At 74.6% G+C, this 21,700-nt stretch carries 22 protein-coding genes; 9 read left to right on the top strand and 13 right to left on the bottom strand.

Features of this window, described 5'->3' with window-relative positions:
* Positions 1-49 precede the first annotated feature (49 nt).
* On the bottom strand, positions 50-1,528 hold the full coding sequence (locus ACWDNY_RS02795) for a sensor histidine kinase (protein WP_451643898.1): 1,479 nt from the start codon (positions 1,526-1,528) through the stop codon (positions 50-52).
* A 32-nt stretch (positions 1,529-1,560) separates the two neighbouring features.
* Positions 1,561-2,322 carry a response regulator transcription factor gene (locus ACWDNY_RS02790; RefSeq protein WP_451643897.1) on the bottom strand — a complete coding sequence of 254 codons (762 nt, stop codon included), beginning with the start codon at positions 2,320-2,322 and terminating at the stop codon, positions 1,561-1,563.
* A gap of 212 nt (positions 2,323-2,534) precedes the next feature.
* Between ACWDNY_RS02790 and ACWDNY_RS02785 the strand changes: the two genes are divergently transcribed.
* From ACWDNY_RS02785 to ACWDNY_RS02750, 8 genes are all read left to right on the top strand, one after another.
* Positions 2,535-3,887, top strand: a complete 1,353-nt coding sequence (locus tag ACWDNY_RS02785) for a ferredoxin reductase family protein (RefSeq protein WP_451643896.1) — start codon at positions 2,535-2,537, stop codon at positions 3,885-3,887.
* Positions 3,888-3,894: 7 nt separating this feature from the next.
* Positions 3,895-4,386: an FMN-binding protein gene (locus ACWDNY_RS02780; RefSeq protein WP_451643895.1), complete on the top strand. Its 492-nt coding sequence runs from the start codon at positions 3,895-3,897 to the stop codon at positions 4,384-4,386.
* Positions 4,387-4,462: 76 nt separating this feature from the next.
* A complete protein-coding gene (locus tag ACWDNY_RS02775; protein ID WP_451643894.1) occupies positions 4,463-5,845 on the top strand; it encodes a ferredoxin reductase family protein in 1,383 nt (460 codons plus the stop codon).
* Between the two features lie 58 nt (positions 5,846-5,903).
* Positions 5,904-6,710: an FMN-binding protein gene (locus tag ACWDNY_RS02770; RefSeq protein ID WP_451643893.1), complete on the top strand. Its 807-nt coding sequence runs from the start codon at positions 5,904-5,906 to the stop codon at positions 6,708-6,710.
* Positions 6,711-6,765: 55 nt separating this feature from the next.
* Positions 6,766-7,503 carry an FAD:protein FMN transferase gene (locus ACWDNY_RS02765; RefSeq protein WP_451643892.1) on the top strand — a complete coding sequence of 246 codons (738 nt, stop codon included), beginning with the start codon at positions 6,766-6,768 and terminating at the stop codon, positions 7,501-7,503.
* Between the two features lie 349 nt (positions 7,504-7,852).
* Positions 7,853-8,020, top strand: coding sequence for a hypothetical protein (locus ACWDNY_RS02760; protein WP_451643891.1), 168 nt, complete (start codon positions 7,853-7,855; stop codon positions 8,018-8,020).
* Positions 8,021-8,119: 99 nt separating this feature from the next.
* On the top strand, positions 8,120-9,970 hold the full coding sequence (locus ACWDNY_RS02755; protein WP_451643890.1) for an ABC transporter ATP-binding protein: 1,851 nt from the start codon (positions 8,120-8,122) through the stop codon (positions 9,968-9,970).
* Positions 9,967-10,923 carry a serine/threonine-protein kinase gene (locus ACWDNY_RS02750; RefSeq protein WP_451643889.1) on the top strand — a complete coding sequence of 319 codons (957 nt, stop codon included), beginning with the start codon at positions 9,967-9,969 and terminating at the stop codon, positions 10,921-10,923. Before ACWDNY_RS02755 ends, ACWDNY_RS02750 begins: the two co-directional genes overlap by 4 nt.
* 69 nt (positions 10,924-10,992) lie before the next feature.
* On the opposite strand, the gene ACWDNY_RS02745 is transcribed toward ACWDNY_RS02750, so the two are convergent.
* The 10 genes from ACWDNY_RS02745 to ACWDNY_RS02700 all read right to left on the bottom strand — a co-directional run bounded on the left by ACWDNY_RS02745 (position 10,993) and on the right by ACWDNY_RS02700 (position 20,024).
* Positions 10,993-11,748, bottom strand: coding sequence for a hypothetical protein (locus tag ACWDNY_RS02745; RefSeq protein ID WP_451643888.1), 756 nt, complete (start codon positions 11,746-11,748; stop codon positions 10,993-10,995).
* Positions 11,738-12,325: an RNA polymerase sigma factor gene (locus tag ACWDNY_RS02740; protein WP_451643887.1), complete on the bottom strand. Its 588-nt coding sequence runs from the start codon at positions 12,323-12,325 to the stop codon at positions 11,738-11,740. Before ACWDNY_RS02740 ends, ACWDNY_RS02745 begins: the two co-directional genes overlap by 11 nt.
* 97 nt (positions 12,326-12,422) lie before the next feature.
* A complete protein-coding gene (locus tag ACWDNY_RS02735) occupies positions 12,423-12,965 on the bottom strand; it encodes an arginine repressor (protein WP_361499605.1) in 543 nt (180 codons plus the stop codon).
* 7 nt (positions 12,966-12,972) lie between these two features.
* A complete protein-coding gene (locus ACWDNY_RS02730) occupies positions 12,973-14,184 on the bottom strand; it encodes an acetylornithine transaminase (protein WP_451643886.1) in 1,212 nt (403 codons plus the stop codon).
* The gene (argB, locus tag ACWDNY_RS02725) at positions 14,181-15,125 is read right to left on the bottom strand and encodes an acetylglutamate kinase (RefSeq protein WP_451643885.1); all 945 of its coding nucleotides are present in this window, start codon (positions 15,123-15,125) and stop codon (positions 14,181-14,183) included. Before argB ends, ACWDNY_RS02730 begins: the two co-directional genes overlap by 4 nt.
* Complete coding sequence (gene argJ, locus ACWDNY_RS02720) at positions 15,122-16,273, bottom strand: bifunctional glutamate N-acetyltransferase/amino-acid acetyltransferase ArgJ (protein WP_451643884.1); 1,152 nt, start codon at positions 16,271-16,273, stop codon at positions 15,122-15,124. Before argJ ends, argB begins: the two co-directional genes overlap by 4 nt.
* A 148-nt stretch (positions 16,274-16,421) precedes the next feature.
* Positions 16,422-17,450: an N-acetyl-gamma-glutamyl-phosphate reductase gene (gene argC / locus ACWDNY_RS02715; RefSeq protein WP_451643883.1), complete on the bottom strand. Its 1,029-nt coding sequence runs from the start codon at positions 17,448-17,450 to the stop codon at positions 16,422-16,424.
* A gap of 241 nt (positions 17,451-17,691) precedes the next feature.
* Positions 17,692-19,038 carry an MFS transporter gene (locus tag ACWDNY_RS02710; RefSeq protein ID WP_451643882.1) on the bottom strand — a complete coding sequence of 449 codons (1,347 nt, stop codon included), beginning with the start codon at positions 19,036-19,038 and terminating at the stop codon, positions 17,692-17,694.
* A gap of 155 nt (positions 19,039-19,193) precedes the next feature.
* Entirely contained in the window at positions 19,194-19,478 is a 285-nt protein-coding gene (locus ACWDNY_RS02705) for a hypothetical protein (protein WP_451643881.1), read from the bottom strand.
* Between the two features lie 195 nt (positions 19,479-19,673).
* Positions 19,674-20,024 (bottom strand): GtrA family protein, encoded by a 351-nt coding sequence (locus ACWDNY_RS02700; protein WP_451643946.1) that lies wholly within the window; start codon positions 20,022-20,024, stop codon positions 19,674-19,676.
* A gap of 444 nt (positions 20,025-20,468) precedes the next feature.
* Here ACWDNY_RS02700 and ACWDNY_RS02695 point away from each other — a divergent pair, with 444 nt between their 5' ends.
* Complete coding sequence (locus tag ACWDNY_RS02695; RefSeq protein WP_451643880.1) at positions 20,469-21,032, top strand: DUF6314 family protein; 564 nt, start codon at positions 20,469-20,471, stop codon at positions 21,030-21,032.
* Here ACWDNY_RS02695 and ACWDNY_RS02690 read toward each other — a convergent pair.
* Entirely contained in the window at positions 21,014-21,607 is a 594-nt protein-coding gene (locus ACWDNY_RS02690; RefSeq protein ID WP_451643879.1) for a histidine phosphatase family protein, read from the bottom strand. The two genes, ACWDNY_RS02695 and ACWDNY_RS02690, sit on opposite strands and share 19 nt — an antisense overlap.
* Between the last annotated feature and the right edge of the window lie 93 nt (positions 21,608-21,700).

The raw sequence follows: 21,700 nt of genomic DNA, 5'->3' as shown, positions 1-21,700 counted from the left end.
GGGCGGCCCGGTCGCACATGCGGGCGGGGCGGCGGGCGGCGCCCGGCCGTCAGGCGGTGGCGCCGCCCCCGGGCAGCCGCACGGTGAACGTGGTCGACCCCGGCCTGCTGTCGAGCCCCACGCACCCGCCGTGCGCCTCGGCCACCGCCGCCACGATCGACAGGCCCAGGCCGGCGCCGCCGCCCGCCGAGTCGGTCCGGCGGCGGTCGGCGCGGGTGAAGCGTTCGAAGACACCCGGCCGGACGTCCTCCGGCACGCCCGGCCCGTCGTCGTGCACCGTGAGGACGGCCACGGTGTCCTCGGTGACCAGGGACACCGTCACCTTGGTGCCCGGCGGTGTGTGCGTACGGGCGTTGGCCAACAGGTTGGCCAGCACCTGGTGGAGGCGGTGCGCGTCGCCGGTCACCGCGATCGGCTCCTCCGGCAGCTCCAGCGTCCAGCGATGACCGGGACCCGCGGCGCGGGCGTCGGTCACCGCGTCCAGAACCAGACGGGTCAGATCGACGGACAGGCGTTCCAGGGGGCGGCCGGCGTCCAGGCGGGCCAGCAGCAGCATCTCGTCGACGATGTCGCCCATGCGGGCGGACTCGGCGGCGATGCGTTCGAGCGCGCGCGTGACCTCCCGCGGCACCGGCCCCGGGTGCAGCAGCGCGAGCTCCGCGTGGCCGCGGACCGAGGCGACCGGGGTGCGCAGCTCGTGGCTGGCGTCGGCGGCGAAGCGGCGCAGCCGCTGCTCGCCGGCGTGCCGCTTGGTCAGGGCGTCCTCGACGTGGTGGAGCATGCGGTCGATGGCGGCGGCGACCCGGCCCACCTCACTGCGCGGGTCGGCGGCCGGTGCCCGCCGCGGCAGCGCCACCTCACCGCTGGCCAGGGGCAGCTCGCTGACCCGGGTGGCGGTCGCCGCGACCCGGCTCAGTGGCCTCAGCGACCAGCGCACCCACAGCGCCCCGGCGACACCGGTGATCGCCAGAGCCGCGCCGAAGACGACCGCGGCGACCAGTTCGAGCCGGTGGACGGTGGCCTCCACCGGCTCCAGCGGCAGGCCGGTGACCAGGACGTCGCCGTCCCGCCCCGGCTGGGCGACCACGCGGTAGGCCTCCAGGGACGACAGGTGGACGGTGCGCGGCCGGCCGTCGGCCGGCAGCCGGGCGAGCCGGGCGGTGTCGCTCGGGGTCAGGTGGACGGTGAGGTCGGCGGTGGCGGAACCGGCCGGTGGCACGACCGCCGCGTTGACCACGGTGCCGTCGACCAGACGGGCGCCGAAGGTGCCCGCCGCCTGCCGGCGGGTGTCGCCGTGCTCGTCCCCGTCGTGGTCGTCGGGGAGCGGGGTGCGGTGCTCCAGGCTGGCCGGGAACCGCCCGGCGACGTCCCGCAGCTGCTGGTCGACGCGGCCGGTGAGGAAGCCGTCGAGCTCCACGACTGCGGCCACGCCGACGGCGGCGCAGCTGACGGCGAGCAGCACCACCAGGCCGGCGGTCAGGCGGGCCCGCAGGGTGCGCGGCCGCAGCAGCGCCGCCCACCGCCGCACCGCCGCTCCCACCCGGCCCCGCGCCGCCGCCGTCACCGGACAGCCGGCTTCAGCACGTACCCGGCCCCGCGCACCGTGTGGATCATCGGTTCCCGGCCCGCGTCCACCTTCTTGCGCAGGTAGGAGATGTAGAGCTCCACGACGTGGGCCTGGCCGCCGAAGTCGTAGGACCAGACCCGGTCGAGGATCCGGGTCTTGCTGAGCACCCGCCGCGGGTTGCTCATCAGGAAGCGCAGCAGTTCGAACTCGGTCGGGGACAGCTCGATCAGCTCCCCGCCCCGCGTGACCTCGCGGGCGTCCTCGTCCATGACCAGGTCGCCCACGACGAGCCGGGGTCCCTCCTCCAGCTGCCGGGCCATGCCCGAGCGGCGGAGCAGACCCCGCAGCCGGGCGACGACCTCCTCCAGGCTGAAGGGCTTGGTCACGTAGTCGTCGCCGCCGGCGGTGATGCCCGCGATGCGGTCCTCCACCGCGTCCCGTGCGGTGAGGAACAGCACACAGACGTCGGGCTGCACGGCGTGCAGGGAGCGCAGCACCGCGAAGCCGTCGGTGTCCGGGAGCATCACGTCCAGGACGACGGCGTCGGGCTGCAGCTCCCGGGCCGCGGCGACGGCCGAGGCGCCGTCGCCGGCGGTGCGCACCTCCCAGCCCTGGTAGCACAGGGCGCCGGAGAGCACTTCGGCGAGGTCCGGGTCGTCGTCCACGACGAGGACCCGGACGGGACTGCCGTCGGGTCGGGTGAGGGCGGACGGGCCGGGGCGGGCGGCGGGCACGGGGCCGAAGTGAGTGTTCATGGCGTTTCAAGGATCCCCCGCCGCGCGGGGTGCCCGCGCCGCCGGGCCGCTCTGAACTTCCTCTGAGTGGCCGCCCGCGTCCCACGTGGGAGCCGCGCCCCGAACCCTCCGGGTTCTCCGTGCGGCGGCCGCGCCGACCGCGGATCTCAGAGCGGCCTCAGAGGTTCGGCCCGCACAGTGGCCTCCCGGACCAGGCGAAAGGACGCGGACCCATGACGACGGTGTACGGGCGGCGGGCGGCACCCCCGGTGCCGCGGGCCGTGAGGCGCTCCCCGGCGGGGGCCGCGCTCGCCCTGCTGTGGACGGGCGCCGCCGCGGTGGTCGCGATGTGGTGGCGGGACACGGCCTCGGTGGTGGGGGCCGCGGGCTGGCTGACCGGGGCCGGGCGGATCGCCGGGCTGCTGGCCGGGTACGCCTGCGCGGTGCTGGTCGGACTGATGGCGCGCGTTCCGGCGCTGGAACGGCGGATCGGCTCGGACCGGGTGGCCCGCTGGCACGCGATGGCGGGCCGGTACACGATCTGCCTGCTGCTCGCGCACGTGGTGCTGATCCTCGCCGGGTACGCGGCCCAGGACCGCGCCTCGCTGTGGCACGAGACGCTGACGGTGGTCATGGACTACCCGGAGATGCTGAAGGCCACCGCGGGCACGGCCGCGCTGCTCGCGGTGGGCGTCACCTCGGCGCGCGCGGTACGCCGCCGGACCAGTCACGAGTTCTGGTACTACGTGCACCTGCTCACCTACGCCGCCGTCTTCCTCGCCTTCGGGCACCAGCCCGCCCTGGGCGACGACTTCAACGGGCACCGTGCGGCCACCGCCGCCTGGTACGTGCTGTACCTGGGCGTCGCCGGGCTGGTGGTGTGGTTCCGGATCCTCGTCCCGGTGCGGCTGAACGCGCGGCACCGGCTCCGGGTCGACTCGGTGCACCAGGAGGCGCCCGGGGTGTACTCCGTCGCCGTGCGGGGGCACCGGCTGGACGAACTCGGCGCGCGCCCGGGGCAGTTCCTGCGCTGGCGCTTCCTCGCCCCGGGCATGTCCTGGACGTCGACCCCGTACTCCCTGTCGGCGCCGCCGCGTCCGGAGCTCATGCGCATCACCGTGAAGGCACTCGGCGACCACAGCGCGTCCGTGCCGCTTCTGCGGCCGGGCACCCGGGTGTGGGCCGAGGGACCGTACGGGTCGCTGACCGCCGACCGGCGCACCTCCCACCGGTCGCTGCTGATCGCCGGCGGCGTCGGCGTCACCCCCCTGCGGGCGCTGTTCGAGACCCTGCCGGGCGAGGTCACCCTGCTGTACCGGGCGCGCACGGCGCAGGACCTGGCCCTGGGCGGCGAGCTGGAGGCCGTCGCGCGCCGGCGCGGGGCCCGGGTGCTGTACGCGCTGAACGGCCCGCGCGGGGAGCGCCCCGTCCTCGACGTCGAGTACCTGCGGTCGGCCGTGCCGGACCTGTCCGGGCACGACGTGTACCTCTGCGGTCCGCACGCCTTCGCCCAGGACCTGTACCGGGTGCTGCGCGCGGCGGGGGTGCCGGACCGCCGTATCCACCACGAGTCGTTCGAACTGTGAGGCCGCCTTGCACGCGTTGAGGAAGAACCGCCCACTGCGCCGGATCGTCCTGGCGAGCGCCGCCACCGTCTCCGGTCTGGTGATGCTGCTGTCGCTCAAGCCGCACACCCCGCCCCGGATCGCCGCGGCGCCCGCCCCGGCCGCGTCCGGCGCCCCGGGGGGCACGGCCGGGTCCGGGGACACGAGCGGTGCGGGCGGGTCGTCCGGCGGGAACGGCACCGGCACGCGGACCCTGACCGGACGGTCCGTCGAGACCCGTTGGGGCCCGGTCCAGGTGCGCGTCACCGTGACCGACGGCAGGATCACAGATGTCACCGCCGTCACCTACCCGGAGGAGAATCCGCGCGACCAGGAGATCAGCAGCTACGCGCTCCCCCAGCTGCGGCGCGAGACCCTTGACGCGCAGAGCGCCGGCATCGACACCGTGTCGGGAGCCACCTACACGAGTGACGGTTACCGCCGGTCACTCCAGTCCGCGCTCGACTCGGCGGGACTCTGAACGCACGGCCGTCGTGACACGTATTCCAGGGCCAAGGGACCACGCCACCCCCTTGCCCCCGCTCCACGGAGGAACCGTGACCACCACGCTCGCAGGAGGCCGCGCCGCCCGGCGCCAGACGATGCGCCGCATCCGCCCGCGCCGCTCCCCCGCCGTACCGCTGCTGCTCGCCGTCTGGGCGGGCGCGGCGGGCGTCCTGTGGCTGTGGTGGATGAACACGCCGTCCATCGCCGACACCGGCGGCAGGATCCTCAACGCCGGCCGGATCACCGGCCTGCTCGCCGGCTACCTGATGGCACTGGTGGTGCTGCAGATGGCGCGCGTGCCCGCCCTGGAACGCCGGGTGGGCTCCGACCGGGTCGCCCGCTGGCACGCCATGAGCGGCCGGTACACGCTCTGCCTGGTCGTCGCGCACGTATTCCTGACCATGTGGGGCTACGCCGTGCAGGCGGGCAGGTCGCTGGGCGGGATCGTCCAGCAGACCGTCGACTCGGTCCAGCAGCTGCCGGACATGGGCAAGGCGGCCGTCGGCACGGTGCTGCTGGTGGTCATCGGTCTGGTCTCCGCCGGGCCGGTGCGCCGCCGGATGCCGTACGACACCTGGTACCACGTGCACCTGCTGACCTATGCGGCGGTGTTCCTGACCTTCTGGCACCAGATCACCACCGGCAACGACTTCGCCGTCGAGCCGGCCGCGAAGAGCTTCTGGTACGGCCTGTACGGCGCGGTGACGGCGCTGCTGGTCTGGTACCGCGTCCTCACCCCGGTCCGGCTGAACCTGCGGCACCGGATGCGGGTCGAGGCGGTCGTCGAGGAGACCCCGGGGATCGTGTCCGTGCTGATCGGCGGGAGGCGGCTGCACCGGATGGGCGCGGAGGCCGGGCAGTTCTTCCGCTGGCGGTTCCTGGCGCCGGGCATGCGGTTCAGCTCCCACCCCTACTCGCTGTCGGCGGCGCCCCGTCCCGACATGCTGCGGATCACCGTGAAGGCGATCGGCGACCACAGCGCCCGGCTGCGCGAGCTGACGCCCGGCACCCGGGTGTGGGCGGAGGGACCCTACGGCGCGCTGACCGCGTCCCGGCGCAGCCGCGGCAAGGTGCTCCTGGTCGCGGGCGGCGTGGGCATCACCCCGATGCGGGCGCTGTTCGAGACGCTGCCCGGCGCGGCCGGCGACATCACGCTGCTGTACCGCGCGAACAGCACCCAGGACCTGGCCCTGTGGGACGAGCTGGCGAAGATCGCCGACGAGCGCGGCGCCCGGCTGATGTACGCCGTCAACAGCCCGGACGGGGAGCGTCCCGACATCTCCGCCGAGTCGCTGCGGCGGAAGATCCCCGACATCGAGCGCCACGACGCGTTCCTGTGCGGGCCGCCCGGCTTCGCGCAGTCGGTGTACGAAGCGCTGCGCGGCGCGGGGATCCCCGCCCGCCGCATCCATCACGAGTCGTTCGAGATGTGAGTGCCACCGGCGCACGCGACCGACGACGGATCTCACGGGAAACAGGAGCTCAGGAGCGATGAGGAAGAGCCACCCCATCCGGCGTGCCGTGCTGGCCGGTGCCGCCACCGTGTCCGGCATCGTGCTGCTGCTGTCGCTGAAGCCGGCGTCCGACCCGGCCTCCGCGTCGGCGGGCGCGGCGCCGCAGCAGAGCGCCGCGGCGCAGGAGTCGCCCCAGGGCGGGGCCCGGGCCGCCGGGACCGGCACGGTCACCGGGAGCGTGGCCCGGACGCAGTACGGGCCGGTCCAGGTCCGCCTGACGGTCGCCGACGGGAAGATCGTCCAGGCGGAGGCCGTGCAGGCGCCGGAGGGCGGGCTCAGCGGCCAGAAGACGGCCCAGGCCGTGCCGAAGCTCAACGCGGAGGCGGTGGCCGCGCAGAGCGCCCGCATCGACGCCGTGTCCGGCGCGACCTACACCAGCGGCGGCTACCGGCAGTCCCTGCAGTCCGCGCTGGACCGGATGAAGGCGGAGGGCGGCGCCCCGTCCGCGCCGGCCGGCCCGGGGTCCTCCGGATCGGCCTCGCCGGGCGCGGGTTCCTCCGGTGCGGCGCGGGCCCGGACCGTCACGGGGAAGACCGCGCGGACCCAGTACGGGCCGGTGCAGGTCCGCATCACGGTGGTCGACGGGAAGATGACCAAGGCGGAGGCCGTGCAGGCGCCGGAGGGCGGGCTGAGCAGCCAGAAGACCGCCGAGGCCGTGCCGAGGCTGAACGCGGAGGCGGTGGCGGCCGGCAGCGCGGACATCGACGCGGTGTCCGGCGCGACCTACACCAGCGGCGGCTACCAGCAGTCCCTGCAGTCGGCGCTGGACCAGGCCGGTGGCTGAAGGCGGGGCCGGGCCGCTGGAGGCTCCCGCCGCGGTGCGTCACGCGGAGGAGGTCATGGGGACGGTCTTCTCCTTCGACGTCCGCGGCGGGGACCCGGAGGCGGTGCGCGCCGCGCTCCGGGAGGCGGTCGCCGGCCTGCACCGGGTGGACGAGGTGTTCAGCACCTACCGCGACGACAGCCAGATCTCCCGGCTGGTCCGGGAGGAACTCACCGCCGGGCAGTGCGATCCGGAGGTCGGCGAGGTGCTCCGCCTGGGCGCCGAGGCGGAGCGGGTCAGCGAGGGCTGGTTCAGCCTGCGCTACGGAGGCCGGCTGGACCCGACGGGCATCGTCAAGGGCTGGGCGGCCGAGCGGGCCGCCCGTCGGATCGCGGCGGCGGGGGCCGACGGGGTCAGCGTCAACGGGGGCGGCGACGTGCAGCTGCTCGGCGCGCCCGAGCCGGGGCGGCCGTGGCGCGTCGGGGTGGCGGATCCGCTGCGGCCGGGCGGGCTGGCGGCGGTCGTCTCCGCGGCCGGCTCCGAGGAGCTGGCGGTCGCCACCTCCGGGACGGCCGAGCGGGGTGCGCACATCGTGGACCCGCGTACCGGACGGGCGGCGGTGACCGACCTGGTGGCCGTGACGGTGGCCGCCCCGTCCCTGACCTGGGCGGACTGCTGGGCGACGGCCGCGTTCGCGCGGGGCTCGCGGGAGGGCCTGGCCTGGCTGGAGTCCCTGCCGGACGTGGAGGCCCTGCTGATCACGGCGGACGACGAGGTCCGCTGCACCGGGGGGCTGGCGGCACGGCTGGGCTGAGGGCCCGTCGCGCACGCGGCTGCCGCCGTGCGACGGCGTCCGGCGCACGCTTGCCCGGCCGCCGCGAAGTCGGCCCACGGCCAGGACGACGAGGACTGCCGGACGGCACGGCGGAAGCCGACGCCGGCCCGCGAGGTCGGCCACCGGGCAGACGCCCCTGCGCGCCACAGGCGCACCGGCTCCCAGCCCCGCGCCCACCGTCGGCGCCAAAGCCACGGGCATGGGCGACGGGCGACGGGCCACCGCAGAACAGCACTTTTCCCACCTTTACCCCACAGCGCCATCCCGGCCGCGGCCCTGAGACGTATCCCGTGTGCAGCCCATCTCCGGAGCTCTCAGGAGGAACGCGATGGCCATCTTCAGCAGTCTGATGCCCGCGAAGCACCGCGATCGCGGGAGGGACACGTCCGACCGCCACGACAGGTCGGGGCACGGGCACCGTCACGGTCACGACGACCACCACGACCACGGCAGGCGCCACGGCCACGGCGACCGCCACGGCCACGGCGGCTACTGACCGCACACGAGGGCCGAGCCGACCGGAGGCCGGAGGGACCCGGTCGCCCGGCCCTCCCCCACTCTCCCCCTCCCCTCCACTCCCCGAGGAACGCATGCCATGGCGCAGGTCCTGCGGCGGCTGCTGCCGGTGGGCGAGACGTCCGACGCCGTGGTGGCGGCCGCGCCCCCGGTCGCCCCGCGCGAGGTGTTCCGGCGGTTCTGGCCCTACACCCGCGGTGGCCGCCGCTGGCTCGTCCCGGTCGTCCTCTTCAGCCTGCTCGGCCCCGCCATCGACGCCGGGGAGATCTGGCTCTTCAAGATCGTGGTGGACGACGTACTCGTCCCCCGCGACCTGGGGCCGCTGCTGTGGATCGCGCCGGCCTATCTCGGGCTCATCGTCGGCTCGGGCGTCCTGGGGTTCGCCGACGACGTGACCTCGACCTGGGTCAGCGAACGCTTCCTGCTCTCCCTGCGCTCCGACGTGTTCCGGCATGTCCAGGGGCTCTCACTCGGGTTCTTCGAGCGCCGGCGGCTCGGGGACGTGCTGTCGCGAGTGACGGGCGACGTCGACGCGGTCGAGACGTTCCTGCTCTCCGGAGTGGCGGACGCCCTCTACTATGTGGTCCGCCTGGGCGTCTTCCTCGCCCTGCTGTTCGCCCTGCAGTGGGATCTGACCCTCCTCGCCCTCGTCGTCGTGCCGCTGTTCTGGAGCGCCGCCCGGCACTTCTCACGGCTGACGAAGGAGGCCTCGCGCGAGCGCAGGCGCCGCAGCGGCTCGATCAGCGCGATCGCCGAGGAGTCGCTGGGCAACGCCGCCCTGGTGCAGGCGTACAACCGGCAGGGCTGGGAGGAGCGCCGGTTCGAACGGGAGAACGCCGGCAGGTTCCGGGCGGCGATGGCCGCGGCACGCATCCGCGCCGTCTACGGAGCCGTCGTGGAGTTCGTCGAGGTGTCCGGCGCTCTCGCGGTCATGGGCCTGGGCACCTGGAAGCTGGCCCAGGGGCAGCTCACCCTCGGCGGACTGCTGGTCTTCCTCGCGCTGATCGGCAAGCTCTACAGCCCGGTGCGCGGCCTGTCCCACCTCGGCACCACCTTCTACGCGGCGTCCGCCTCGGCCGAGCGGATCATCGAACTGCTGGACCAGCGGCCGCAGGTCGTCGACGCCGCCGGCGCCCGGCACGTCACCCGGGCGCGGGGAGACGTGGAGTTCGCCGGCGTCTCCTTCCGCTACCCCGACACCGCCCGCTGGGCGCTGTCGGACGTGTCCTTCCACGTGGCGCCCGGGGAGACGCTGGCGCTGGTCGGGGCCAGCGGGGCCGGCAAGTCGACCGTGGCGAAACTGCAGCTGCGCTTCTACGACCCCGACCGCGGAGCGGTCCGCCTCGACGGAATCGACCTGCGCGAGCTCCGGCTGTCCGACGTCCGGGACAGCGTGGCGGTGGTCCTGCAGGAGACGCTCGTCTTCCACGGCACCGTGCGGGACAACATCGCCTACGGCCGGCCCGGGGCCACCGAGGCGGACATCGTCGCGGCGGCGCGCGCCGCGGACGCGCACGAGTTCATCCTGCTGCTCCCGGAGGGGTACGACACCATGGTCGGCCAGCACGGCCGGACGCTCTCCGGCGGACAGCGCCAGCGCCTGGCGATCGCCCGCGCGATGATCCGGGACGCGCCCGTGCTCCTGCTGGACGAGCCGACCACCGGGCTCGACGCCCGGTCCGGGCGACGGATCATGGACCCGCTGCGCCGGCTCATGGCCGGGAGGACGACCGTCGTCATCTCCCACAACCTGCTGACCGTCCGTGACGCGACGCGCATCGTGGTGCTCGACCACGGCCGGACGGTCGAGCACGGCACCCACGACGAGCTGATCGGGCGCGGTGGGACGTACGCCCGGCTGCACCGGCTGAACGCCCTCACGGGTCCCGCCCCGTCCCGGGCCGCGTCGCCGGGGACGGTGCTGTCGTGAGTGCCGGCGCGGCCCGGGCGGGCCCGTTCCTGGCGCCGGGCACGAGACCGGTACCCGGCTACGAGGTGCTGGCGCACCTCACGCGCACCGGCTGGCTCGACGTCTACGACGCCTGGAGCGAGGAACGGGACTGCCGGTGCGTGATCAAGGTGGTGCGCCCCGACCGCCGGGACGAGCGGCGGCTGGGTGACCGGCTGCTGCGCGAGGGCCGGTGGCTGCGGGCCTTCACCCACCCGCACCTGGTCCGCGGGTACGAGACGTTCGCGTCGCCCGAGCCGCTCGTCGTGCTGGAGACGCTGACCGGCGAGACGCTCTCCCACCTGCTGCACCGGTTGCCGCGCCGGCCCGCCGCGGCCGACGTGGCGCTTCTCGGCGTGCAACTGTGTTCCGCGCTGCACTACCTGCACGGCCAGGGCCTGCTGCACCTCGACCTCAAGCCGTCCAACGTGGTCGTGGACTGCGGTCGTGCGAAGGTGCTGGACCTGAGCGTGGCGCGGCCCCCGGGGCCCGCGCCCGCCGGGGTCGGCACGTGGGGCTACCTCTCGCCGGAGCAGGCGCGCGGCGGGCCGCTGTCGGCGGCGGCCGACGTGTGGGGCGTCGGCGTGACCCTGTACGAGGCCGCCTGCGGTGACGGGCCCTTCGACCGGGGCGAGCGCGCCGACGAGGCGGCCGGGCACCGCGCCGGGCGGACGCCGGCCCGGACGGGCGAGTCCGACGGCGGGTCCCCGGACGGGGAGGACGGCTCCGGCACCACGGGCGGGCGGAACGTGCGGTACCCGCAACTGGCGGGGCCCGCCCCGCCGATCGGCTCCCGGCGGCGCCTGCCCCGCGCTCTCGCCGCCGCCATCGACGGCTCCCTTCGTGCCGACCCGTCGTCCCGGCCCACGCTGAGCGAACTGGCCGCCGCGGTCGACGCGGCGACCGGCCCCCGGCGCCGTACCGCCCGGCCCTGAGGCGGCACCCGGGCGCCCTTGAGACGACACCCGCCCGGCCCCTCGTGCGCGGCGGCCCGTGCGCACCGGTCACTCGTGCGCGCCGGGCTCGAAGCGGGTGGTGGCGAGGACGGTGCCGTCGGCGGCGATCAGGCGGGCGCCGGTGAGCGCCGAGGGGTCGACGAGGGCGCGCGTGACCCAGTCGCCGCGGCCGCCGCGCAGTTCGAACGCGCCGAGCCGGACGGTCGTGCCGTCCGCGTGCTCCAGGACGCAGGAGACCCTGCCGCTGTACGGGTTGCCGGCGGCGGCCAGGTCCACGGACATCCAGATCCAGCCGGGCCACCCGGGGTCGGCGTAGATCTCGCCGGCCGGCCGCGCGGGCCCCTTGGCCGAGGTCAGCTCTCCGGTCACCAGGCCCGGCTCGGCGGCCGGCGGGGGCGAGGTGGTGGCCTCCTCGATGGCGGTGCCGATCCCCCAGCCGGCGAACCCGACGGCGAGGGCGAGGGCGGCCACGGCCGCCGCGGTCCGCAGCCGGGCACGGCGGGCGCCGCCGCGCAGGCGCCGCACCAGGCCGGCCACCCGTGCGCGCGGGCGGCCCTCCCGCGCCGGCACGGCCCGGGTCAGCCTGCGCGCCACCCGGGTCTCGAACCCCAGCGGCGGCTCGCTGCCCGGCAGCAGGCCGATCAGCCTGTCGCCGACGAGGGTGAGGTGCTCGACGTACTCCCGGCACTCCGCGCACCGGTCCAGATGGGAGACCGCCTCGGCCCGCTCGCGGCCGGACAGCACGCCCAGCGCCAGCTCGGCACCGATCTCCCGCAGCTTCTCGCAGGTCAGGTCACTGGGCATGGTCGCCTCGCTTCGGAGCCGCGAGTGTGGTCCTGAGCTTTCCCATGGCCGACCTGATCCGCGTCTTGGCGGTGCCCAGCGGGATGTCCTCCCAGTCGGCGATCTGCTGGGCCGTCATCCCGTAGATGCCCGCCATCACCAGGGCACGGGCCTGCTCCCTCGGCAGCCGCGCCACCGCGGCCCGCAACCGGGACGAGGCCTCGTCATCCAGCACCCACTGCTCAGGGGTCTCGGTAACGACACCGAGCAGCGCGTCGAGGTCCTCGGGCGCCACCGGGTCGGTGCGCCGCGCGCGGACCGCGTCGATGGCGAGATTGTGCGCGATGGTCGTCAGCCAGGTCGTCACCGAACCGCGGCGCGAGTCGTAGATCTGGGCATGACGCCACGCACGCTCGAACGTCTGCTGGGCGATGTCCTCGGCGAGCTGCGGATCCCCGGTGACGGCGATGGCGACGCCGAAGACCGTGTGCTGGAACCTGCGGACGAAGGTGACGGCGAGTTCCGGGTCACCGGTGGCCAGCCCGGACAGCAGAGCCTCGTCCGGGAGGCGGCCCACGGGGAAGCGGAAACTCGACACATCTCCATGTACGGCCCGGCCCCGCCGGGGGATTGCCCGGCCGCTGCGGAACGGCACACCCCCAGTCTCCGCCGCCGGTGCCGGGCCCGCAGCCGGGTCAGTGCCCGTTCTGCGCGAGCCGCAGCAGATGGTCCGCCAGTGCCTGCCCCCCGGTGGGGTTCCGGCTGATCAGCAGCACCGTGTCGTCGCCGGCGATGGTGCCCAGGATGTCGTGCAGCTCGGCCTGGTCGATCGCCGAGGCCAGGAACTGGGCGGCCCCCGGCGGGGTGCGCAGGACGACGAGGTTCGCGGAGGCCTCGGCGGAGATGAGGAGTTCCTGCGACAGCCGCCGCATCCGCTCCTCCTTGGCGGACTCCCCGAGCGGCGCCCGCGGGGTGCGGAAACCGCCCTCGCTCGGCACCGCGTAGATGAGGTCGCCGTCGTTGTTGCGGATCTTCACCGCGTTCAGCTCGTCCAGGTCCCGGGACAGCGTCGCCTGGGTGACGCTCAGCCCGTCGTCGGCGAGCAGTTTGGCCAACTGGCTCTGTGAGCGCACCGGTTGCCGGTTGAGGATGTCCACGATCCGGCGGTGGCGTGCCGTGCGGGTCTGCGGTACGGCGGGTCCGCCGGCTCCGTTCCCGTGGTCCTGCGCCTGACTCATCGTCGTCTCATTCTCCGGATCGTCCGTCTCCTTCGGCCACGTCCAGGATGCCGGGCAGCGCGTCGAGGAAGGCATCCACCTCGTCGTCTCCGAGGTTCAGCGGCGGCATCAGCCGTACGACGTCGGGGGTGGGCGCGTTCACGAGGAAGCCGGCGTCCTGAGCCGCCTGCTGCACCTTCGGTGCGAGCGGCCCGGTGAGCACGATACCGAGGAGCAGTCCGGCGCCCCGGACATGGGCGATCAACGGATGTGGCGAACTGCCGCCGGCGCCCTCGATGCCCTCCCGCAGCCGCTCGCCCTGCCGCTTGACGTTCTCCAGCAGTCCCTCGTCGGCGAGGGTGTCGAGGACGGCGAGGCCGGCGGCGCAGGCGACCGGGTTGCCGCCGAAGGTCGTGCCGTGCTGGCCGGGCCGGAGCAGCTCGGCGGCCCGGCCGAAGGCGACGGTGGCGCCGAGCGGCAGTCCGCCGCCGAGGCCCTTGGCGAGGGTGACGACGTCGGGCAGGACGCCCTCGTGGGCCTGGTAGGCGAACCAGTGGCCGGTCCGGCCGACGCCGGTCTGCACTTCGTCGAGGACCAGCAGCGCGCCGGTGGCCGCCGTGATCGCCCGGGCCGCCTTCAGATAGCCGGCCGGGGGCACCACGACCCCGTTCTCGCCCTGGATCGGCTCGATGATCACGAGGGCGGTCTCGTCGGTGACGGCGGCGGCCAGCGCCTGCGCGTCGCCGTACGGGACGTGCGTGACGTCGCCGGGCAGCGGCGCGAAGGGCTCCTGCTTGCCGGGCTGCCCGGTGAGCGCGAGGGCGCCCATGGTGCGGCCGTGGAAGCCGCCCCGGGTGGCGACCATGTGCCGGCGGCCCGTCAGCCGGCCGATCTTGAAGGCGCCCTCGTTGGCCTCGGCGCCGGAGTTGCAGAAGTAGACCCTGCCGTCCCGGCCGAAGAGCTGGAGCAGGCGTTCGGCGAGGGCGACGGGCGGCTCGGCGACGAACAGGTTGGAGACATGGCCCAGCGAGGCGATCTGACGGCTGACGGCCTCGACGACGGCGGGGTGCGCGTGCCCGAGGGCGTTGACGGCGATGCCGCCGACGAAGTCGAGGTACTGCTTGCCGTCGGCGTCCCACAGCCGGGTGCCCTTCCCGCGCACGAGGGGCAGTCGCGGGGTGCCGTAGTTGTTCATGAGCGCGCCCTGCCAGCGCCGGGTGAGCTCCTCGTTGCTCGTCATGCCACGTCCCCCTCGGTCCGCTGACCGCTCTCGTCGGGCACGACCATGGTGCCGATGCCCTCGTCGGTGAAGATCTCCAGCAGGATGGAGTGCTGGACCCGGCCGTCGATGACGCGGGCGGTGCGGACGCCGCCCCGCACGGCGTGCAGGCAGCCCTCCATCTTCGGCACCATGCCCGAGGACAGCTCCGGCAGGAGTTTCTCCAGCTGGGAGGCGGTGAGGCGGCTGATCACCTCGTCGCTGTGGGGCCAGTCCTCGTAGAGTCCCTCGACGTCCGTGAGGACCATGAGGGTCTCGGCGCCCAGCGCCGCAGCGAGTGCCGCAGCCGCCGTATCAGCATTGACGTTGTAGACATGTCCCGCATCACCGTCGTCCTTGCTCCGGGCGATCGACGAGACGACCGGGATGCGGCCGTCGGCGAGCAGGGCCTCGATCGCGCCCGTGTCGATCTCGGTGATCTCGCCCACCCGCCCGATGTCGACGCGTCTGCCGTCGACCTCGGGCGTGTGCTTGACGGCCGTGATGGTGCGCGCGTCCTCACCGGTCAGGCCGACGGCCAGCGGCCCGTGCCGGTTGAGCAGCCCGACCAGCTCCCGCTGCACCTGCCCGGCCAGCACCATCCGCACGACGTCCATGGCGTCCTCGGTGGTGACACGCAGTCCCGCCTTGAACTCGCTGACGATGCCGTGCCGGTCGAGGGCGGCGCTGATCTGGGGGCCGCCGCCGTGCACGACGACCGGCTTCAGGCCGGCGTGCCGCAGGAACACCACGTCCTGGGCGAAGGCGGCCTTCAGCTCCTCGTCCACCATGGCGTTGCCGCCGAACTTGATGACGACGATCTTGCCGTGATGGCGGGTCAGCCAAGGCAGCGCCTCGATGAGGATGCGGGCCTTGGGAAGCGCGGTGTGCTTACGGGTCGTGCCCGTGCCGCTGTCGCTCATGAGGAGTAGGCGCTGTTCTCGTGGACGTAGTCGGCGGTCAGGTCGTTGGTCCAGACGGTGGCCGTCTCGGTGCCCGCGGCGAGGTCGGCGACGATGTGCACCTCGCGGTAGCGCATGTCGACGCGTGCGCGGTCCTCCCCGACCGCGCCGTTCTTGCACACCCAGACGCCGTTGATGGCGACGTTGAGCTGGTCGGGCTCGAAGGCGGCGCGGGTGGTGCCGATCGCCGACAGCACGCGGCCCCAGTTGGGGTCCTCGCCGTGGATGGCGCACTTGAGGAGGTTGTTGCGGGCGATGGAGCGCGCTACCTCGACGGCGTCCTCCTCGGTCGCCGCGTTGACCACCTCGACCCTGATGTCCTTGCTGGCGCCCTCGGCGTCCCGGATCAGCTGCTGCCCGAGGTCGTCGCAGACGGCGCGCACGGCCTCGGCGAACTCCGCCTGGGCGGGGGTGACGCCGGCGGCGCCGGAGGCCAGGAGCAGGACGGTGTCGTTGGTGGACATGCAGCCGTCGGAGTCGACGCGGTCGAAGGTGACCTTGGTGGCCGCGCGCAGGGCCGCGTCAAGTGTCCCGCTGTCGACGTCGGCGTCCGTGGTCAGGACGACGAGCATGGTGGCCAGGCCCGGCGCCAGCATGCCGGCGCCCTTGGCCATGCCGCCGACGGTCCAGCCGTCCTTCGTCACCACGGACGTCTTGTGGACGGTGTCGGTGGTCTTGATGGCGATGGCGGCCTTCTCGCCGCCGTGCTCGGACAGCTGGGCCGCGGCCTGCTCGACGCCCGGCAGCAGCCTGCCCATGGGCAGCGGCACGCCGATGAGCCCGGTGGAGCAGACGGCGACCTCGACGGCGCCGACGCCCAGCACGTCGGCGGCCTTCTCCGCGGTGGCGTGGGTGTCCTGGAAGCCCTGGGGGCCGGTGCAGGCGTTGGCGCCGCCGGAGTTGAGGACCACGGCCGACAGCCGGCCGGTCTTCAGCACCTGCTCGGACCACAGCACCGGCGCGGCCTTGACGCGGTTGGAGGTGAAGACGCCCGCGGCGGCGCGGCGTGGTCCGGTGTTGACCACGAGGGCCAGGTCCGGGTTGCCGTTCTCCTTGATCCCGGCGGCGATGCCCGCCGCCGTGAATCCCTTCGCTGCCGTGACGCTCACTGCATCTCCCTGTTCGCTCCTGCGCCCGGGCGGCGCAGCGGTGCGGCTGTCGTCCCCAGCGCCCTGACGGCCTGGGAGGGTTCTCCGGTCGGGTGCGGCCCGGTGGCCGCACGCGCTCCCCCGGCGTCTTCCGGGGGGCGCCGCCGGCTCACGGTGCGACTCCGGTCGTGGGGAGTCCGGTGGCCTCGTCGAGCCCGAGGGCGATGTTCATGCTCTGCACGGCCCCGCCCGCGGTGCCCTTGGTGAGGTTGTCGATGGCGCTGATCGCGACGATGCGGTGTGCGGCCTCGTCGTGGGCGACCTGGACGAGGACGGCGTTGGAGCCGTGGACGGACGCGGTGGCGGGCCACCGCCCCTCGGGGAGGAGGTGGACGAACGGCTCGTCGGCGTACGCCTTCGCGTAGGCGGCGCGGACGGCCTCCGCGGTGACGCCCGGCCTCGCCTTCGCGCTGCAGGTGGCGAGGATGCCGCGGGGCATCGGGGCCAGGGTGGGCGTGAAGGAGACCGTGACCGGCTCCCCGGCGGCCGCGCTGAGGTTCTGGATCATCTCCGGGGTGTGCCGGTGGAGGCCGCCGACGCCATAGGGGGACATCGAGCCCATCACCTCGCTGCCGAGCAGGTGCGGCTTGAGTGACCGGCCGGCGCCGGACGTGCCGGAGGCGGCGACGATCACGGCCTCGGGCTCGGCGATCCCGGCGGCGTAGGCGGGGACCAGCGCGAGGGAGGCGGCCGTCGGGTAGCAGCCGGGCACCGCGATGCGCCTGGACCCCTCCAGCGCCGCGCGGGCACCCGGCAGTTCGGGCAGGCCGTAGGGCCAGGTGCCGGCGTGCGGGGAGCCGTAGAACCGCTCCCAGTCGGCCGGGTCGCGCAGCCGGAAGTCGGCGCCCATGTCGATGACGAGGACGTCCGGGCCGAGCTGCTCGGCGACGGCGGCGGACTGGCCGTGCGGCAGGGCGAGGAAGACGACGTCGTGCCCGGCGAGCGCTTCGGGGGTGGTCCGCTCCAGCACCCGGCCGGCCAGGGGCGTCAGGTGCGGCTGCAGCGCGCCGAGCGGCTGTCCGGCGTTGGAGTTGCCGGTCAGCGCGCCGATCTCGGCCTCCGGGTGCGCCAGGAGCAGGCGCAGAACCTCACCGCCCGCGTACCCACTCGCTCCGGCGACCGCCACACGTACCGTCATGGACCCTCCTCCTCCATGGCATGACTATACGTCTCCCTGCACGTTTATGCAATATGCGTTTCTCGCCATGCGTACGGTCGGCTCCGCGGGACGGCGGCCGGCACGGGGCGGCCGGGCGCGCACCCCCGTCCCGCCGCCGGGAAGCCCCGGGCGGGCCCGCGCGGAGGGCGCCGCGGGCCCAAGCCCTTCCGCGGCCCCGAGCCGAGGCGGCAACGGGGCGGCGGCGCGGCGAGGCCGGCGCTCACCGACCGTTCGCGCCCGTCCTGGCCGGTACGCACCGCCACGCGAGGGCCGCGGCGGTCAGGTAGGCGAGGGAGCCGGCGGCCATGCTGGTGCGCAGTCCCGCGCCGTAGCCGGCGCCGGTGGCCAGCAGGCTCCCTCCGAGTGCCACGCCGGTGGCACTGCCGACCTGGCGGGTGGTGTTGAACAGGGCGGAGGCGGCCCCCGCGTACGCCGCGGGGGCGGCCCCCATCACCGTGGCGGTCGAGCCGGTGAGCGCGAAGGACGTACCGAACCCGGCGGCCATCATCGGCGCCACCAGCACCGGGTAGGGGGCGTCCGGTCCCGCGGCGGCCCAGCCGGCCAGCCCCAGGGCGCCCAGGAGCATGCCGGACGTCACCAGCGGGCGATCACCCGTGCGGCGGGTCAGCCGCCCGGACAGGCCGGAGGCGAACGTGGTCATCGCCACCGCCGGGAACAGCGCCAGCCCGGTCTGCAGGGCGCTGAGGCCACGCTGGTGCTGGAAGGAGAGACTGGCGGTGAAGACCATGCCGTAGAAGCCGAAGTTGAACAGCAGCCCGATGACGGCGGCGCCGCTCGTCGCGCGTGAACGCAGCAGGCGCAGCGGAAGGGCCGGGGACCCGGCGAGCCGCTCGCGCGTGAGGAACGCCGCGACGGCCGGCACGGTCAGACCCAGCCCGGCGAGAACGGCCGGATCGGACCAGCCGCGCCGTCCGGCCTCGTTCAGCGAGGCGGTCAGCAGGGCCACCGCCGCCACCACGGCGCACTGCGCCGGCCAGTCCAGGGCCCGGTCGGCGTGGCGTGGCGAGCGCGCGACGTACCGCGACGTCAGCACCAGGCAGGCCACGCCGACGGGCAGGTTGATGAGGAAGACCCAGCGCCAGCCCACCGTGGACACCAGCAGCCCGCCCAGCAGCGGCCCGGCCGAGGCCGCGACACCCGCCATCGATCCCCACAGCCCGAACGCACGGGAGCGTGCCGCCGGCACGGCGTAGGCCTCCTGGAGGAGGGCGAGGGAACCGGGCACGATCAGCGCCGCGCCGAGCCCCTCCACCAGCCGGGCCGCGATCAGGAAGGACGCGCCGGGCGCGAGGGCGCACGCGGCGGAGGCGACGGTGAACACCGCCACGCCCGAGCAGAAGACGCGCCGGTTGCCCAGCCGGTCGCCCAGCGCGCCACCGGTCATCAGGAACCCGGCGAGGACCAGCGTGTACCCGTCCGTGATCCACTGGATGCCGGTGAGGGAGGCCGGCAGTTCCCGTCCCACCACGGGCACGGCGACGTTGATGATGGTGACGTCCAGGATGACCATGAAGTACCCGGCGCACACGGCCACCAGCGGCGCCACGGAGCCTCGTGCGGCCGTCGCCGACGGCCCCGGAGGCCCTGACTCACCGCCACTGGCCGGCCGCGCGAAGGGCACGTCGCCCACTCCGTCCTGCGGGCGCGCGGACGACCGGCGGGCCGGGTGCGCCGCCGCTGCCCGGCCGGCCGCGGCAGCCGCTACGAATGGGCCACGACCTCGCCCGCCGTGACCTGGGGCGGGTTGGGGAGCAGGGAGGCCAGGCGGTCCCGGACGAAGTCCGCCGCGCTCTCGGTCGACTGCTCGGCGCCGGACCGGTCCTGGAAGACGCTGGTCGAGAGCATCACCCCGTTTCCGGCGTCGACCCAGTAGTAGGCCACGAAGCCCTCCACCTGGCTGATGATCGGCAGAAAGCCCTCGTTCACCTGACGTCCCGCCTCGGCCGGATCGGTCACCCCCTCGTACCGCCGGACCACTGCGTACATGGCTGGTCTCCTCGTGGCTCGTAGGACCGTCGTCTGTGCAGGGACGGCGTACCCGCAGGCGGCACGCGGGGCGTGCGGGAACGTGCGGCAATCACCGGAAGGGCCCCCGTCGGTGACGCGAACGGCGGCACGCGTCCGGGGCGCCCCCTCGCCGGTACGGCCACCGCACTCGCCCGTGCCGCGCGGCGGGCGAGGTCAGGTGGCGCTCCCGGCCCCCGGCAGCATGATCATGCGGGACACGACGAACGTCACCGGGATCGCGGCCGCGGAGGCCAGCAGGGGAGCGAAGCGGTTCCCCGCGTGCAGTACGTCGACGATGACGTACACGCCCACCGTGGTGAGGAGGAAGTTGGTGACGTTGGTCAGGGGGAAGAGCAGGAACTTCCGCCAGGTCGGACGGGTCCGGTAGGTGAACCGCGCGTTCAGGAAGAAGGAGCCGATCATGCTCAGGACGAACGCGAGGGCGTGTGCGGCGAGGTAGGGCAGGCGCGTGAGGAACACCAGGTAGAGGGTGTAGTAGGCCAGGGTGTTGACGACACCGACCATGGCGAAGGTGACGATCTGTCTCGCGGTCGCGCGGCCGGGTGGGGTGGGTGTCAAGGAGTGAGGTCTTTCGTCGTGCCGCGCGGGTGTGCGGCCGTCCTTTCCGTTCGTCGCCGTTCGTCGCCGTCACCGCGGGAGCGCGGTCGCGCCCCTCGGCCCCGTCGTGGGCCCGGCCGGTCCGCTCCCGGCGCCCCGGCGCAGCCGGTCCGGGCGCCGGCCGGGGTGGTGGGACGGCGGTGACGATCGTGGCACAGCCGGGTGTCCCGCCGCCATGGAGGGGGGCTGGGCCGTCCTTCGGCGCACGGGCGGCGGAGCCGTGGAAGGCGCTCGGCGGCGCGGCGAGGCGCCGGCCGGACGGGGCGGGCGGCGCCTCCCACGGCAGGATGGGGAGGGGGCGAGGCGCGTCGATCGGACGTGCGGGAGCGGTAGGGACGGAGAGCGGACCGCATGGAGGACTTCTGGCCGGTGAGCGACGTGCTGGCCCATCTGGCCGGGAGCTGGCGGGTGGAGCGGACGGTGCGGGATCTAGCGACCGGCGACGAAGGACGGTTCACGGGGACCACCGTCTTCACCCCGCTGCCGGCCGACCGCCTGCCGCAGGACCTGCCGGAGGAGCCGCCCGGCGATCCGCGGGCCGGCCGGCGGCCCCACGGGCTGCCCGGCGGTCCGCGGACCGGCCGGCCGCAGGACCCGCCCGGTCCGCGGTACGGCCTGGTGAGCCGGGAGTCCGGCACCTTCGTCTGGCGCGGTGTGCGCCGGCCCGCCGAGCGGACGCTGCTCTTCCTGCGCGCCGGTCCGCCCGGGACGGCGGAGGTGCGGTTCGCGGACGGGCGCCCCTTCCACGACCTCGATCTGCGCTCCGGCCGGCATGTCGCCGACCACCCCTGCGCCGCCGATCTCTACCGCGGTGAGTTCACCGTGCGGGACCGGGACCACTGGCGGACGGTGTGGCGCGTGCGCGGCCCGGCCAAGGACCTCGTGCTGACCACGGACTACGCGCGGGAGGGCTGAGCCGGTGCCCCCTCCAGGCGAAGGTTCCAGTGGCCCGCGCGGCCGGTGACGGTCGTCGTCGACAGCGGACGGACGTCGATGTTCCAGTACGTCGCCGGAGGGGCCTTGAGGACGTAGACCAGGGCGGCCCGGATCACCGAGGGTTCGGCCACGGCGACGACGCGGTCGCCGTCGTCGACCGGCCGGGTGTCCAGCCAGTCGCCGACCCGGGTGATGAAGGACAGCAGCGGCTCTCCGCCGTGGGGCGTGGCGCGCGGGTCGGTGAGCCAGGCGTCCACCGCCTCCGGCTCGCGGGCCATCGCCTCGCCGAGCGTCAGCCCGCGCCATCGGCCCATGTCGCAGTCGCGCAGGGCCAGCTGGGCGAGCGGCGCGTAGCCGAGGGCGTCCCCGGTGGCGCGGCTGCGCGGGGTCGGCGAGCAGTAGCGCAGCTCGGCGGCCGCCAGGGGCAGCAGCCCGGGTGCGGCGCGCTCCACCGCCTGCCAGCCGGCCTGGTCCAGCGGCCGGTCGTCCTGGAAGCGCTCGGCGAGCGCCGGGGAGCTGCGCGCGGCGGCGACGAACATGACCCGCAGTGCCATGCGGTGATGGTGGGACGCCCAAGTGGGCAGGTCAAGGGGTGCGGTCGGGGCTTTACCCACGGAGCGTGAAACCCTGCTCACAAGTCAGGACGT

This window comes from Streptomyces sp. NPDC003697, assembly GCF_053587115.1.
This window is presented reverse-complemented; position numbering and strand designations above follow the sequence as displayed.